15 protein-coding genes, 2 tRNA genes and 2 pseudogenes are annotated in these 13,897 nt (G+C 43.2%); 3 read left to right on the forward strand and 16 right to left on the reverse strand.

Annotated elements, in window-relative coordinates:
- Positions 1–132: 132 nt before the first annotated feature.
- The 5 genes and pseudogenes from D368_RS19635 to groES all read right to left on the reverse strand — a co-directional run bounded on the left by D368_RS19635 (position 133) and on the right by groES (position 4,295).
- Positions 133–405 (reverse strand): hypothetical protein, encoded by a 273-nt coding sequence (locus D368_RS19635; RefSeq protein ID WP_128575073.1) that lies wholly within the window; start codon positions 403–405, stop codon positions 133–135.
- A gap of 146 nt (positions 406–551) precedes the next feature.
- Positions 552–938 (reverse strand): hypothetical protein, encoded by a 387-nt coding sequence (locus D368_RS19640; protein ID WP_128575074.1) that lies wholly within the window; start codon positions 936–938, stop codon positions 552–554.
- A gap of 66 nt (positions 939–1,004) precedes the next feature.
- Positions 1,005–1,943: a DUF4747 family protein gene (locus tag D368_RS19645; protein WP_128575075.1), complete on the reverse strand. Its 939-nt coding sequence runs from the start codon at positions 1,941–1,943 to the stop codon at positions 1,005–1,007.
- A 393-nt stretch (positions 1,944–2,336) separates the two neighbouring features.
- Positions 2,337–3,969 (reverse strand): annotated as a pseudogene (groL, locus tag D368_RS19650) (chaperonin GroEL).
- Positions 3,970–4,010: 41 nt separating this feature from the next.
- Complete coding sequence (groES, locus tag D368_RS19655; protein ID WP_013351185.1) at positions 4,011–4,295, reverse strand: co-chaperone GroES; 285 nt, start codon at positions 4,293–4,295, stop codon at positions 4,011–4,013.
- A 236-nt stretch (positions 4,296–4,531) separates the two neighbouring features.
- Here groES and D368_RS19660 point away from each other — a divergent pair, with 236 nt between their 5' ends.
- Positions 4,532–5,266 (forward strand): CPBP family intramembrane glutamic endopeptidase, encoded by a 735-nt coding sequence (locus tag D368_RS19660; protein WP_003155972.1) that lies wholly within the window; start codon positions 4,532–4,534, stop codon positions 5,264–5,266.
- Positions 5,263–5,454: a YdiK family protein gene (locus D368_RS19665; RefSeq protein ID WP_003155975.1), complete on the forward strand. Its 192-nt coding sequence runs from the start codon at positions 5,263–5,265 to the stop codon at positions 5,452–5,454. The genes D368_RS19660 and D368_RS19665 overlap by 4 nt, the downstream gene beginning before the upstream one ends.
- A gap of 41 nt (positions 5,455–5,495) precedes the next feature.
- Here D368_RS19665 and tatC read toward each other — a convergent pair whose 3' ends face one another.
- Genes tatC through moaC form a run of 4 tightly spaced genes read right to left on the reverse strand, consistent with a single transcriptional unit; the run spans position 5,496 to position 7,605 of the window.
- Positions 5,496–6,254 (reverse strand): twin-arginine translocase subunit TatC, encoded by a 759-nt coding sequence (gene tatC, locus D368_RS19670; protein WP_088005343.1) that lies wholly within the window; start codon positions 6,252–6,254, stop codon positions 5,496–5,498.
- Positions 6,251–6,430 (reverse strand): twin-arginine translocase TatA/TatE family subunit, encoded by a 180-nt coding sequence (locus D368_RS19675; protein ID WP_128575076.1) that lies wholly within the window; start codon positions 6,428–6,430, stop codon positions 6,251–6,253. The genes tatC and D368_RS19675 overlap by 4 nt, the downstream gene beginning before the upstream one ends.
- Positions 6,431–6,448: 18 nt before the next feature.
- A complete protein-coding gene (locus tag D368_RS19680; protein WP_015416944.1) occupies positions 6,449–7,096 on the reverse strand; it encodes a redox-sensing transcriptional repressor Rex in 648 nt (215 codons plus the stop codon).
- Positions 7,093–7,605, reverse strand: a complete 513-nt coding sequence (gene moaC, locus D368_RS19685) for a cyclic pyranopterin monophosphate synthase MoaC (RefSeq protein ID WP_003155986.1) — start codon at positions 7,603–7,605, stop codon at positions 7,093–7,095. The genes D368_RS19680 and moaC overlap by 4 nt, the downstream gene beginning before the upstream one ends.
- Before the next feature lie 139 nt (positions 7,606–7,744).
- On the opposite strand from moaC, the gene D368_RS19690 reads away from it, so the two are divergent.
- Positions 7,745–9,673: an ABC-F family ATP-binding cassette domain-containing protein gene (locus D368_RS19690; protein WP_128575077.1), complete on the forward strand. Its 1,929-nt coding sequence runs from the start codon at positions 7,745–7,747 to the stop codon at positions 9,671–9,673.
- A gap of 222 nt (positions 9,674–9,895) precedes the next feature.
- Here the strand turns inward: D368_RS19690 and tsaD are convergent, their stop codons facing one another.
- From tsaD to D368_RS19725, 7 genes and pseudogenes are all read right to left on the reverse strand, one after another.
- Positions 9,896–10,936 carry a tRNA (adenosine(37)-N6)-threonylcarbamoyltransferase complex transferase subunit TsaD gene (tsaD, locus tag D368_RS19695; RefSeq protein WP_128575078.1) on the reverse strand — a complete coding sequence of 347 codons (1,041 nt, stop codon included), beginning with the start codon at positions 10,934–10,936 and terminating at the stop codon, positions 9,896–9,898.
- Positions 10,929–11,384, reverse strand: a complete 456-nt coding sequence (gene rimI / locus D368_RS19700; RefSeq protein ID WP_003155993.1) for a ribosomal protein S18-alanine N-acetyltransferase — start codon at positions 11,382–11,384, stop codon at positions 10,929–10,931. Before rimI ends, tsaD begins: the two co-directional genes overlap by 8 nt.
- A 10-nt stretch (positions 11,385–11,394) precedes the next feature.
- A pseudogene (gene tsaB, locus D368_RS19705) lies at positions 11,395–12,083 on the reverse strand (tRNA (adenosine(37)-N6)-threonylcarbamoyltransferase complex dimerization subunit type 1 TsaB).
- A complete protein-coding gene (tsaE, locus tag D368_RS19710; RefSeq protein ID WP_071391370.1) occupies positions 12,064–12,540 on the reverse strand; it encodes a tRNA (adenosine(37)-N6)-threonylcarbamoyltransferase complex ATPase subunit type 1 TsaE in 477 nt (158 codons plus the stop codon). The pseudogene tsaB and the gene tsaE overlap by 20 nt, the downstream one beginning before the upstream one ends.
- A 15-nt stretch (positions 12,541–12,555) precedes the next feature.
- Positions 12,556–13,533 carry a thiamine-phosphate kinase gene (gene thiL / locus D368_RS19715; protein ID WP_070081449.1) on the reverse strand — a complete coding sequence of 326 codons (978 nt, stop codon included), beginning with the start codon at positions 13,531–13,533 and terminating at the stop codon, positions 12,556–12,558.
- 181 nt (positions 13,534–13,714) lie between these two features.
- A tRNA-Asp gene (locus tag D368_RS19720) sits at positions 13,715–13,791 on the reverse strand.
- 10 nt (positions 13,792–13,801) lie between these two features.
- A tRNA-Met gene (locus D368_RS19725) sits at positions 13,802–13,878 on the reverse strand.
- Between the last annotated feature and the right edge of the window lie 19 nt (positions 13,879–13,897).

The raw sequence follows: 13,897 nt of genomic DNA on the forward strand, positions 1-13,897 counted from the left end.
AAGGCCTTATCAGTCAGTAAACCGATAAGGCCCTTTTATAATATATTTTTCTTGATCAGATATTTCACTTTACAATTTATTCATATGAATGATTTATAATACAAAAATTTAGTCTTTCTATAATAATAAAGATTATATATCTCTATCCAATTTATAAACCTCTTTAAAGAATTCTCTCACTTCCTCTTTATATTCTTCTGGGCAATCCTCATCAATACGTTTGCTCAATCCATCAATGAATTCATTCTCTTTAACAATCTTTTTGCTTAATAAAGTATTCAACATTGTATTGAACCTTATATCACTTACTATAATATTGAAATCATTCTTGATAGCAGCTTCTTCAACAATTTCTCCATCTTTAGTTTCGTTTGCAGTAGAGTAAAAATAATTTATGGTGAACATGCTAATACAAGTTCCAAGTAATGATACTGCATAAAAAATTGTGAAGAAAAGTCCATAAAATAATATAAATGAAAGTACAAGGAAGACTGACATATTAAATTGAATGTTAATACCAATAATAAAATAACAACAGACACAACTTACAATTAAGATGCCGATAATAAATCCAATATAAAAAAACTAAATAAGATGGATAACAGCTTTTTAAAATTGTTTTCAAGTACCATCTGATGAGTAACTTTATACCCTATCGTTCCAGAGATTATTGCCAATCCACTCACCACAAAGCCTAACATTGTTAGTAATCCTGCAATGGCATATAAAATCATATTCTGGATTGTAGAAATAATATAATCTATATTATTGTCAATATTTGAGTTGATAAACTTATAACATATTATCACTAATATTATTGAACAAATAATTGAGAAATATCCTTCAAACTTTTTAAAATTAAATATATGTTTAGGTTTTCCTAATTCTTTATACAAAGCCCTAAAAGTAAAGCTTTTAGGTAAATCATTAGTATCCATTTCATCACCCTAACATATAAATATTATCTATAATTATTTTCCTTAAAATATTCTTAATCTTCAACTTCATTTTTTCAGATTATCGATTGTTCGCTTAGCTAATAATGCATCAATACCTCTCTTCACGTATACAATGAAGCCTTCTAAATTTTCCTTTGTGCTATCTGGAATTGTTGTTTGGTATGGAGAATTTTCATCAGAATCGTAAACTAGACTGGTGCCATCTTTTGATTCTCCATCTACCTCTAATTTACTGTATCCAAATACACTATAGGCCTCATTAAGCTCTAATGTTTCCTTTACTTCTGAGGAATTTAAATCTATACCTTTTTCATTCCTCTTATGGCTTTCAAGAATTCGTGTTTCTCTTGTTATATTTGCATGTTTCATTCCTTGCAATTTCGGCTCTAAAAGAGCCCTTATTTCTTCTTCATTTACATTAGGAGGAATTATAGTCGATTTTATTCTATTTACTTTATGTAACATTTTCATCCGATCCTTTATCGAGAATGGATCTTTAATTAACATTACCTTAAATCCAATTTTATCCACGTAAATATCTAATAAATTTTCAAAAGCCTCCATAAACTGATTATAACCTAACTTTTGTCGAGAATAAAAAGTTATAATCTCTGTCTCTAAATCAAAGTAGAATAGAGTACTAATGGAATTATTCTTATGAACTACTTTTTTGGAAGTCCGTGAAACGCTATCAAATTCTTCTCCAAACGTAGGCGTCCTTTTAACAAGTCGACCAGTAATATATTTTTCATTGTTGTTCTCTACTTTATTTAACTCTGAAAAGTTGTATGTTTCTTCCCGTTCTATTGTTTTTGTTTCACCCTGATCATCAGGGAACGTATTAACTTCCTTTTTATTGTATTCTCTTTTATCATCAAGTTGATCAAAAATCAATTTCATTATATCTGGTATAGTGATTTTTTTTTCATAAACATCAAAAATGTTAGAATTTATATTTACTTTTGCATAATAAAGTTTAGCCATATTTCCCTCCGTGAATCATCTACTAAATCTATAGTCATTATATCATGTTTTTAAGGAAATATTTATAAATTAGAATATAAAAAGGGGCTTGCACACTTTAATGAAAGTTGTATTGACTAATGACACTACAATTAGCATATAGAAGCCACAAAAAAGAGAAAAGGTATTAAGGTTAATTCATTATGCTTTAATTTTTCGAAATAACATGAAAAAAAGACAGGGAAGCTTTTATGAAATTTAAAAAGAGGCTTCCCAAAAGTTCAAAGAACTCATGGAAAACCTCTAATTTAGACCCTTATTCAAGAAAATGTTACTCTTTTGTTACTCTTCGGTTATTTTCAAAGTAGATAAGAGTCTAGAAACCCCATTTTTACTGGGTTTCTGGGGCAATGTTTACATCATTCCACCCATACCGCCCATGCCGCCCATGTCAGGCATTCCTGCGCCGCCGGCGTTTTCTTCCGGTTTGTCAGCGACAACGGCTTCAGTTGTTAAGAGCATTGCTGCTACAGAAGCTGCGTTTTGCAGGGCTGAACGTGTAACTTTTGTCGGGTCAACGATACCTTTTTCGATCATGTTTACCCATTCGCCGGTTGCAGCGTTGAAGCCTACGCCGATTTTTCGTTTTTCAGGCGCTCAACGATGACAGATCCTTCAAGACCTGCATTGTGTGCGATTTGACGGATCGGCTCTTCAAGCGCGCGAAGCACGATGTTGATACCTGTTTGCGCATCGCCTTCAGCTTCCACTGCAGCGACTTTGTTGTATACGTTGACAAGCGCTGTACCACCGCCGGATACGATGCCTTCTTCAACAGCTGCGCGAGTTGAGTTGAGGGCGTCTTCGATGCGAAGTTTACGCTCTTTCAGCTCAGTTTCAGTCGCAGCGCCGACTTTGATGACAGCTACGCCGCCGGCAAGTTTCGCAAGACGCTCTTGTAATTTTTCTCTGTCGAATTCAGAGGTTGTTTCTTCCACTTGAGCGCGGATTTGGTTGACGCGTGCAGCGATTTTTTCAGTGTCGCCGGCGCCTTCTACGATTGTTGTGTTTTCTTTCGTTACCACAACTTTAGAAGCGCGTCCCAATTGTCCGATTTCAGTAGATTTCAGGTCAAGGCCTAAGTCTTCTGTGATTACTTCTCCGCCTGTAAGAACAGAGATGTCTTCAAGCATTGCTTTACGGCGGTCACCGAAGCCAGGAGCTTTAACGGCAACAGCGTTGAATGTGCCGCGAAGTTTGTTGACAACGAGTGTAGCAAGAGCTTCACCTTCAACATCTTCAGCGATCAGAAGCAACGGTTTGCCTTGCTGTACAACTTGCTCAAGCACAGGAAGGATTTCTTGAATGTTTGTGATTTTTTGTCTGTGATTAAGATGTAAGGATTGTCAAGAACCGCTTCCATCTTATCAGAGTCAGTTACCATGTAAGGAGACGCATATCCGCGGTCGAATTGCATACCTTCCACAACTTCAAGCTCAGTTGTGAAGCCTTTAGACTCTTCGATTGTGATGACGCCGTCGTTTCCTACGCGCTCCATTGCTTCAGCGATAAGGCTTCCGACTTCCTCATCAGCAGCAGAGATCGCAGCAACCTGAGCGATAGACTCTTTGCCTTCGATCGGCTTAGAAATTTCTTTTAAGTTTTCAATTGCAACAGTTACGGCTTGTTCCATACCTTTACGTACGCCGACAGGGTTAGCCCCCGCAGTTACGTTTTTCAGGCCTTCACGGATCATAGCCTGCGCAAGAACTGTTGCAGTTGTTGTACCGTCACCGGCAACGTCGTTTGTTTTGCTGGCTACTTCAGCTACAAGCTTCGCACCCATGTTTTCAAACGCGTCTTCAAGTTCAATTTCTTTTGCGATTGTTACACCGTCATTAGTAATTAACGGAGAACCGAATTTTTTCTCCAGAACCACGTTGCGTCCTTTTGGCCCTAAAGTTACTTTTACAGCGTCAGCAAGCGCATCGACACCGCGAAGCATAGCGCGGCGTGCTTCTTCACTAAACTTAATATCTTTTGCCATGTTAACGAAACCTCCTCGAATTTTTAAAAATATTTATTTGCTTAGCCGATTACAGCTAAAATGTCGCTTTCACGTAAGATTAAGTATTCAGCACCTTCGTATTTCACTTCAGTACCGGCGTATTTTGAGAAGATAATGCGGTCGCCCTCTTTTACTTCTAAAGCAACGCGCTCTCCGCTTTCCAACACGCGACCTGAACCGGCTGCCACGATTTTGCCTTCTTGCGGCTTTTCTTTTGCAGAATCCGGTAATACGATTCCGCTGGCAGTTTTTTCTTCAGATTCTACGAGTTCAATGACAACGCGATCACCTAATGGCTTTAACAATGTAATAACCTCCTCAATAGTATGAATATGTAATTTTAGCACTCAGCTCTAAAGAGTGCTAACACAGTTATTATAATAAAGAATCTCACTTCCAATTTCAAGTCATAAGAATAAAAAATTTTCACGCTTACATGATTCTCTCTCACACTGATTTTCTCCTTTTTTCACGTCAAGTTCACTTGTGTTACAATAAGAACAAATAAGTTGATTTTATAGGATAAAGGAGTACATATCATTTGAGAAAACAGTATTGGTATATCATTTTGACATATGTTATCATGCAGCTTTCCGCCTTGATCGGCATTCCTTTAATGTACAAATTCGGCTATGCGGGCGGGCACCCTACGAATGCGAATCTCACCATGGCTCAGGGGATTTATTCCGTCGTAAGCTTTTTTATCTGCCTGATTATCGTTCTCTTGATTTTGAGAACCGCGCCGAAACAGACATTAAGAAACGGGAAGAAAGCATCCGCCGGCATGTCCGTTCTCTGGGCGGTCGCGGGAATATGGCTCGCTTTATTTTCTCAGGGAATCGCCGGGATGATTGAGCAGTATGTCTTTCATGTGGGCAGCGGTTCCGAAAACACGAAAGCCATTCTCAACATTATTAAAGCCATGCCGCTCATGATTATCGTTTCTTCTATCGTCGGGCCGATTCTTGAAGAAATCATTTTCCGGAAGATCATCTTCGGTGTATTATATGAAAAAACGAATTTCTTTATCGCCGGACTGATCAGTTCCGTCATCTTCGGCATTGTGCATCAAGACCTCACGCACCTGCTGCTGTATACGGCCATGGGCTTTACCTTTGCGTTCTTGTATGTGCAGACGAAACGGATTATTGTGCCGATATTCGCCCATGTCATGATGAATACCATTGTCGTGGTCATGCAGCTCGGCCCCGCCCAAAAATATATTGAACAGCATAGTGAGCAAATGCAATTAATTATTGGAGGATTGTTTGTATGAGGAACCCAATGACTTGGGGCTTGATTTATTTCGCAGTCGGCTGTATCTTTACGTATTTGGCCGCAAGCTCTCCGGGAAGCATGTGGTCTTTTTATTCCATACTGCTGATGGTTTTCGCCGCTTATAATATCAGCATCTCGTTTAAAATGTTCGCCTTCTCATTTAAAGTGAAGAAAAATCAAAAATAATAAAAGAAAAGCCATTTCTCATCATTGAGAAATGGCTTTTTTTATGCTGATACGTCCTGGTCAGATTCACTGCCGGTCTGCCTTTTCCGATACGCCGCTTTTGAAATCAGGATACTGATCTCGTATAAAATGCAAAGCGGAATGGTAATCATCAAGTGAGACAGCAGCTCAGGCGGCGCAATCATCGCGGCGATCACGAGCAGCACAAAATATGCGTACTTCCTGATCTTCGATAAAAACATCGGCGTGATAACACCGAGTCTCGTTAAAAACATGATCAGCACCGGCATCTGAAACAGCAGCCCGAACGGAATCGTCAGCTGCAGCAGAAAATGAAAGTATTCGGTGATCCCGATCACCTGGTTGACATCCAGGTCATTCGAGACCCGCTTCATAAAATCAACGACCAGCGGAAATAAAATATAATAAGAAAACGACACACCGCCGACAAACAGCACGATCGAAATCGGAATATAGCTGAGTGTTACTTTGCGCTCCTTCTCATACAGACCCGGGCTGACAAACGCCCAAATCTGATAGAGAATAATCGGCGAAGTCAAAATGATGCCGATGATAAACGCGAACTGCAAAAAGATAAACAGCGGATCCGTCAGGTTAAAAGCATTAAGGGTGAGCTCTTTTACTTCATCGGCTTTTTGAAGATACACAATGATAGGTTTTGCCAGAAAAAAGCCGGCAATAAAGAAAACCGTAAAGGATAACGCCACAATCAGCAATCGTTTCCGAAGTTCGGCAATATGCTCCACAAGCGTCATTTGATTCACTCTCATACGCGTCATCCTATCTTACTGTTCTTCTTTCTTTTTTCCTCTTCTTCACCGGCTAATCCCTTAGTAGCGTTCTTAAATTCACGAAGCGTGTCCCCCGCCGCTTTTCCTAATTCGGGAAGCTTCTTCGGACCGAAAATAATCACCGCCACCACACCGATAACCGCCAGGCTTCCAGGACCGATCATGTGCAGCTCCTCCTTTCGCTATTCAATTTCTTCCAAAACAGAATAATGCTTTAAGAAATAAACCAATGATTGAAGCTCTACAGCTAAATCTATATGATGAATTCGAATGTGATCCGGCACATTCAAACGGGCCGGCGTAAAGTTAAGGATTCCCTTGATTCCGAGCGCCACGAGCCGGTCGGTGATTGACTGGGCGGCAACCGCCGGAACGGTAAGAATCGCCACGGGTTCATCCTTTATGTGAAGCTCTAAATCATTAAGATCAAAGACAGGCACACCGCCTACCTCAGTTCCTATTTTACTCTGATTCACATCAAAAGCCATAGATATTTTTGTGTTATTATTTTTTGTGAAATTATAGTGAAGAAACGCCGTCCCTAAATTCCCGACACCAATCAAAATGACGTTCGTCGTTTCATCCTGATCCAGTGTTTTTCTGAAAAATGACAGCAGGTAATCCACATTATAGCCGTATCCTTTTTTGCCGAGCGCCCCGAAATAGGAAAAATCCCGGCGGATCGTGGCCGAATCGACTTTTACCGCATCGCTCAGTTCAGCCGATGAAACGCGCTGCTTTCCTGACGCGTGTAAATTCTTTAAAAAGCGATAATAAAGCGGCAGCCGTTTTGCCGTCGCCTGTGGAATTTTTGATTGATCCTTGTTCATGATTGGTCCTCCACTTTATACTCAGATGCATCTCTTTTAAAATCACCGTTTTTGCCTCCTGTTTTTTCCATGAGGCAGGTCGGGCCGATGACCATTCCTTTATCCAGCGCCTTGCACATGTCATACACGGTCAAAGCGCAGACTGAAGCGGAAGTTAGCGCTTCCATTTCCACACCTGTACTCCCTTTCGTTTTTACGCTTGCCTGTATATGAAGAACGGCTTCGGAATCCTTTTCCTCCCAGCCGAATGAAATGTCGACGCTGCTTAAAGAAAGCGGGTGGCACATCGGGATAATCGCTGACGTCTGCTTTGCGGCCATAATTCCCGCCACCTGTGCGACAGCCAGCACGTCTCCTTTTCCGATCTCGCGGTTTTTGATTCTGCTGTACACGTCATGCTTCATGTGTACGCTGGATATCGCAGCGGCAGTACGGACTGTTGAAGATTTATCGCTTATATCCACCATGCGGGCACGGCCTTCTTCATTAAAATGAGAAAATCCATTCATATTTAAACTCTCCTTACTTCTGATCATACACTATTTTCTCCCTGATGTCTTATCCTATAATGTTCCAATTCTGATGTATTGTTTGCTGACAGCAGGTTGATAAGCTACACTTAACTTATTATAACAGAGGTGAAATAATATGATGATCTTACAAATTAATCAGCTATCCAAATCTTTTGGCGCTGATCCTATTTTAAACAATATAAAGCTTGAAGTCAGATCTCGGGATCGCATCGCCATAGTAGGCAGAAACGGAGCCGGCAAATCAACTCTCCTTAAAATTATCGCAGGTCACCTTTCATATGAAAAGGGTGAATTAATCAAACCGAAAGAATTAACGATGGGATATCTTGCCCAGCACACTGGCTTGGAATCCCAGCTTACCATAAAAGAAGAACTGCTGAGCGTTTTTGATTTCCTGAAAGCAATGGAAAAAGAGATGCGCTCTATTGAAGAAAAGATGGCCACGGCCGCCTCGGCGGAGCTTGAGACGCTGATGAAAACCTATGACAGGCTTCAGCAGGATTTCAAGGATAAAGGCGGCTATCAATATGAAGCGGACGTCCGATCTATCCTTCACGGACTCGGCTTCGGAAAATTTGACGATTCCGTGAAAGTGCAAAGCCTGAGCGGCGGCCAGAAAACAAGGCTTGCGCTCGGAAAACTGCTGCTGACCCAGCCTGATCTGCTTATTCTGGATGAACCGACGAACCATCTCGACATCGATACGCTTACATGGCTTGAGCATTATTTACAGGGATATTCAGGCGCAATCCTGATCGTTTCCCACGACAGATACTTTCTTGATAAAGTCGTCAGCCAAGTGTACGAGGTCTCACGGACAGAAAGCAAAAAATACCTCGGCAACTACAGCGCCTATTTAGAACAAAAAGCCGAGCAGTATGAGAAAGACCTGAAGCTGTACGAAAAACAGCAGGACGAAATCGCCAAGCTTCAAGATTTTGTCGACCGCAATCTGGCCAGAGCTTCTACAACGAAAAGAGCCCAAAGCAGACGAAAACAGCTGGAACGGATGGACGTCATGGCAAAGCCGCTCGGGGATGAAAAATCAGCCGCCTTCCGTTTTGACATTACAAAACAGAGCGGAAACGACGTCCTGCGCGTACAGGATGTTTCCATCAGCTATGACGGCCAGCCGCCGCTCTTGAAAAGCCTGACCTTCGGCATTACAAGAGGCGAAAGCGCCGCCCTCGTCGGACCGAACGGAATCGGCAAATCAACCTTGCTGAAAACGATTATGAATACAATCAGTCCGGAATCCGGGTCGATCACGTACGGTTCCAACGTCACAATCGGCTATTACGATCAGGAGCAGGCTGAACTGACATCGTCCAAACGCGTGCTGGACGAGCTGTGGGATGAATATCCGGACATGCCGGAAAAAGAGATCAGAACATGCCTCGGCAACTTTCTGTTCAGCGGAGACGATGTCCTGAAACCGGTCCGTTCGTTAAGCGGCGGGGAGAAAGCAAGAGTCGCGCTTGCCAAGCTGATGCTTCAAAAAGCAAACTTTCTCATCCTTGATGAACCGACAAACCACCTTGACCTGGACAGTAAAGAGGTGCTGGAAAACGCCCTGATCGACTACCCGGGCACTCTGTTATTTGTATCGCATGACCGCTACTTTATTAACAGGATCGCCACAAGAGTGTTGGAGCTGTCACCTGATCATGCAGAAGAATATTTAGGAGACTATGACTATTACACTGAGAAAAAAGCACAGCAGCTGGAACTGGAAGAAATGAAACGGCAGGAAAAAGAGCAGGCTCAGCCTGCCGGCAAGGTCAAACAGGATACGAAAAGAACTTACGAGGAAGAAAAAGAATGGAAGAAGAAAGAACGGCAGCGCCTGAGACGCATTGAGGAAATCGAAGCGGCCGTCTCATCCGCCGAAGAGAAAATCAGTGCCAATGAGGAGCTGCTGTGCGATCCTGACGTGTATCAGGATCATGAAAAGGTACAGACCATTCACGCGGAGAATGAAGCCCTGAATCAAGAGCTCGAAAACTTATTAGCAGAATGGGAGGAACTCTCCTCAGAAGAATAGAAAAAGTCAAGCACCTCTTTAAGGGGTGCTTTTTTATCCACAGCTATCCTCCTTGTCAGCCATTTAAGTAAGCGTTTTATACACACTATCCACAAAATTTTCTGACTTTATCCACTTTACTAACAACTTTCAGTCCCTTATCCAGACTGGATTTCTGAATATATTCACAATCCTGTGGATATGTTAGAATTATCTGTTAATAAGTAAAAACAGCCTCACGTTTTACAACGTGAGACGATCAAAGGATGTTAATTCCAAACCGGGCTGTCCGTTCATATCATATGAGCCCCGGATCCCCTTTTCAAAAGCAACGGTTCCGGCAGCCGCAATCATCGCTGCATTGTCCGTGCATAAAGAAAGCGGCGGGATGATAAGCTCGGGATCTCCCGAATGGCTGAATTCCTGCTGCAGTGCGGCTCTCAGCCCTTTGTTAGCGGCTACGCCCCCTGCAAGCAGCACTTGTTTAACCCCGTATTCTTTCGCGGCCTTAGAGGTTTTTGCCGTCAGTACATCAATGACACTCTGCTGAAAGCTTGCGGCAAGATCCTCCGGAGGAATCACCTCATTTTTTTGCGAGGCGTTATGAAGCGTGTTAATCACGGCTGATTTCAGGCCGCTGAAGCTGAAATTGTAAGACCCTTCTTCCAGCCACGCACGCGGAAGCGGAATGGAATCCGTTCCCGCAGCAGCCAGCTTATCAATCTGCGGCCCTCCCGGATAAGGAAGCCCCATCGTTCTTGCCACTTTGTCGTAAGCTTCGCCTGCGGCATCATCCAGCGTTTCACCGATAACCTCGAATGAACCGTGCTCTTTCATATAAACCAATTCCGTATGTCCGCCTGACACAACCAAAGCAATCGCCGGGAACTGAAGCTCTCCTATCAGCCTGTTTGCATAAATATGACCCGCAATGTGATGGACGCCGACTAACGGTATTTGATGGGCAAAACTTAACGCCTTTGCCGCATTGACTCCGATTAACAGGGCTCCGACAAGTCCGGGTCCTTCCGTTACAGCAATCGCATCAAGATCATCAAAGCCCATCTCCGCTTTTGAAAGAGCTTCCTCAATCACAAGGGTAATCTGCTCCACATGATGTCTGGACGCTATTTCAGGCACGACTCCGCCGAAACGTTTATGGCTTTCAATTTGAGAAGCGACAACGTTTGAAATGATGTCTTTTCCGTTTTTCACGACTGAGGCCGCAGTTTCATCACAGCTTGTTTCGATTCCTAATACATAAATATCTTGTTTTTCACTCATGTAATGTCACCCACATTAATAACGCGTCTTCCCCGTTATCTGTATAGTATTGTTTTCTGATTCCTCCGGCCTGAAGACCGAATTTCTTATATAAGGATTGGGCGGGATGATTTGAGACCCTGACTTCGAGAGAGAGCCTTCTTGCCTTTTTTTCTCTGCACAATTCTATCGCAGAGCGAAACAGCGCTTCTCCCAACGATTGGCCCCGATATTCCGGCTTAATGGCTATGTTCGTAATCTGCGCGTCATCTATAATAATCCAGATTCCGCAATACCCCGCCAGACAGCCGTCCTTTTCAATGACAAGGTAGTGGGCATACGGATTTTCCAAAAGCTCATGATAAAATGAATCCTTCGTCCACGGAGAAGTAAAGGATGCTGTTTCAATTTCATAAATTTGATCAATATCTTCCGGCCGCATGCTTCGAATCGCCGTTTTCGTTTTCATCCCTATCACCCTATTTTTGAGATTCCATCCATTTCGCTTCAGCCTCTGCCAGACGCAAATAATCCGGAACAAGGCTGTGGACATCCGTTTCTTCTTTTTCCAAGCCTAAAAACGCCAGCTCTGACGGCCGCGGATTATGCTGTGCAGCCGTTCCTATCACTGCTTGAGATGTCATTTCATGCAGAATGGTTTCTTCATGAATGGCTGTATCGTGTCCTAAAAATAAAACCGGAGACGCTTTTTCTTTCAGCATGCCGAGCCAATCAGTCAAAAGGACATTCTGATCAGGAAGAACGGATTGTAATCGGCCGTCCTGATATTCATAAAGTCCCGTATATACCTGTCCGCGCCGGGCATCAAATAACGGGCAGATCAGTCCTTGAAAGTGCCGTCCGTTAGCCGCCAGCACCTCCAGGCTCGAGACAGCGGAAACCGGAAGCTTCAGCGACCATGCCAATGTTTTTGCCAGCGTCACACCGATTCTGACACCTGTGTACGATCCAGGTCCTTTCGCCACCGCTATTTTCGTAAGGTCCTGCGGTGTTAGGCCGCAATCCTTCAGCAATGAATTGACAGCAGGCATCGCCCGCACGGAATGATTCTTTTTAAATATGTAATATACTCCGCCATCACCGTTTTGTCACGAACGAGCGCGGCACCCAGCGTGTAATTTGACGTATCAATTGCCAGTATTGTCATGTTTATTTATCTCCTCACAAAGCGTTTCATACCGTATTCCGAAAGCCGTAAAGGTAATGTCCCTTGCCTCATCACCGGCTCTCTTGATGACGATCTGCAGCCGTTCAGCAGGCAGCTGATCCTGAATTAAATGAGCCCATTCAATTAAACAGACGCCTTGTCCCTCAAAATATTCTTCAAGCCCTAAGTCTTCGCTTTCATCCTCCATACGATACACATCCATATGATATAGAGGAATCGAACCGTCATGGTATTCTTTTATAATTGTAAAAGTCGGGCTGTTTACCACTCTCGTGATTCCCAGTCCTTCGGCAAAACCCTTTGTAAAAGTCGTTTTTCCCGCGCCTAAGTCGCCTTCCAGTGTCAAAATGTCTCCCGGCTTTGCCAAAGAAGCGGCAAGCTTGGCTACGGCTTTCGTTTCTTCGGGGTTTTTCGTTCTCCATTGTAATGTCTTCAAAGTGAGTCACCCGTCTTATTTAAAATGATTGTATCCTTTTTTCTCAAGGACGATTTGTCTCTGATCATTGGCTGTCAAAAGAACACATGCTTCCTTCCGTTCAGATACCGCTCCTATCTTCGCAATCGGAATGCCCGATTGAGTGCAGTAATCAAGCAGAGAAATCCACTCTTGCTGAGAAACCGTTCCAACCAATTCAAAATCTTCACCGCCGAATAACACCCATTTCTTCCACTCGGAATCTGCCTCAGGCAAATCCGGATGCACCGGCAGAAGTTGTTCTTCAATTTCTATCGTAACTGAACTTGCCGCAGCTATTTCATGCAGCTCACTGGCCAATCCGTCACTGATATCATTCAGAGCCGCGCGCTGAAGCTGAGAGCAGAAGCGGCCGACTTGAACTCTCGGAACGGGCCGTTTATGTTTTCGGATAAAATAATCACTCGTGTGAAAAGCAGAAGGAAGTGTTTCTCCCAACAAAAGAGACAGTCCTGCTGCGGACGAGCCGATATCCCCCGTAACAAACACAACATCTCCGGGTCTTGCCGAGCTTCGCAGACAAGCGCAATCCTTCTCAACTTCACCGATGACAGTAACGGTAATTACGGCTTGACCGGAAGCGGAGACGGTATCTCCCCCGATCAAATCCATTTGGTATAGTTTCGCCAGTTCCGCCATCCCTTCATACATTGCCTGGACGTCAGCTTTCTGCCAGCAAGAAGGAACCGCTAGAGACACCAAATAAAACTTCGGAATGCCTCCCATCGCCGCAACGTCACTAATGTTAACAGCAAGCGCCTTATAACCGATATCATGAGGAGAGGAATACTCTAATTTAAAATGGACATTCTCCACCATTGTATCAAGGCAGACAATTTGCTGCATATGGGGTGACGCTGTATAAACCGCACCATCATCACCGATCCCTACATCGACGGAAGGATGATAATGCGAATGCGGCGTAATACTGTGAATCAACTCAAACTCATCCATATATCTCCCGTCTCCCTTTCTGACGCTCTTGTGAAATACAGCTCTTTCTAGTGTATCGGATTATGTTTCAATATCCAAGACTTTAACGATATAAAAGAAAGCTTGGTTAGATACCAAGCTGCCAGCATTTAAAAGAAAACACAAAAAAACGAAAACATGATCGTTTCGTTTACAATAAAAATGGCGGTCCGGACGGGACTCGAACCCGCGACCTCCTGCGTGACAGGCAGGCATTCTAACCAACTGAACTACCGGACCATTTAATTTTTGGTTGCGGGGGCAGGATTTGAACCTGCGACCTTCGGGTTATGAGCCCGACGAGCTACCGAACTGCTCCACCCCGCGATGATAAAATTTTAGAAAA

Source organism: Paenibacillus lentimorbus NRRL B-30488 (assembly GCF_000411595.1).
Taxonomy (GTDB): domain Bacteria; phylum Bacillota; class Bacilli; order Bacillales; family Bacillaceae; genus Bacillus; species Bacillus velezensis.

Bases quoted from the DNA above. Each gene is read 5' to 3' on its own strand.
- thiL (WP_070081449.1), bottom strand. From the start codon at position 13,533: ATGGATGAGTTTGAGTTGATTCACAGTATTACGCCGCATTCGCATTAT.
- moaC (WP_003155986.1), bottom strand. From the start codon at position 7,605: ATGAATGGATTTTCTCATTTTAATGAAGAAGGCCGTGCCCGCATGGTG.
- D368_RS19665 (WP_003155975.1), top strand. From the start codon at position 5,263: ATGAGGAACCCAATGACTTGGGGCTTGATTTATTTCGCAGTCGGCTGT.
- tsaD (WP_128575078.1), bottom strand. From the start codon at position 10,936: ATGAGTGAAAAACAAGATATTTATGTATTAGGAATCGAAACAAGCTGT.
- D368_RS19675 (WP_128575076.1), bottom strand. From the start codon at position 6,430: ATGATCGGTCCTGGAAGCCTGGCGGTTATCGGTGTGGTGGCGGTGATT.
- D368_RS19690 (WP_128575077.1), top strand. From the start codon at position 7,745: ATGATGATCTTACAAATTAATCAGCTATCCAAATCTTTTGGCGCTGAT.
- tatC (WP_088005343.1), bottom strand. From the start codon at position 6,254: ATGACGCGTATGAGAGTGAATCAAATGACGCTTGTGGAGCATATTGCC.
- D368_RS19640 (WP_128575074.1), bottom strand. From the start codon at position 938: ATGGATACTAATGATTTACCTAAAAGCTTTACTTTTAGGGCTTTGTAT.
- D368_RS19645 (WP_128575075.1), bottom strand. From the start codon at position 1,943: ATGGCTAAACTTTATTATGCAAAAGTAAATATAAATTCTAACATTTTT.
- D368_RS19680 (WP_015416944.1), bottom strand. From the start codon at position 7,096: ATGAACAAGGATCAATCAAAAATTCCACAGGCGACGGCAAAACGGCTG.
- D368_RS19635 (WP_128575073.1), bottom strand. From the start codon at position 405: ATGTTCACCATAAATTATTTTTACTCTACTGCAAACGAAACTAAAGAT.
- rimI (WP_003155993.1), bottom strand. From the start codon at position 11,384: ATGAAAACGAAAACGGCGATTCGAAGCATGCGGCCGGAAGATATTGAT.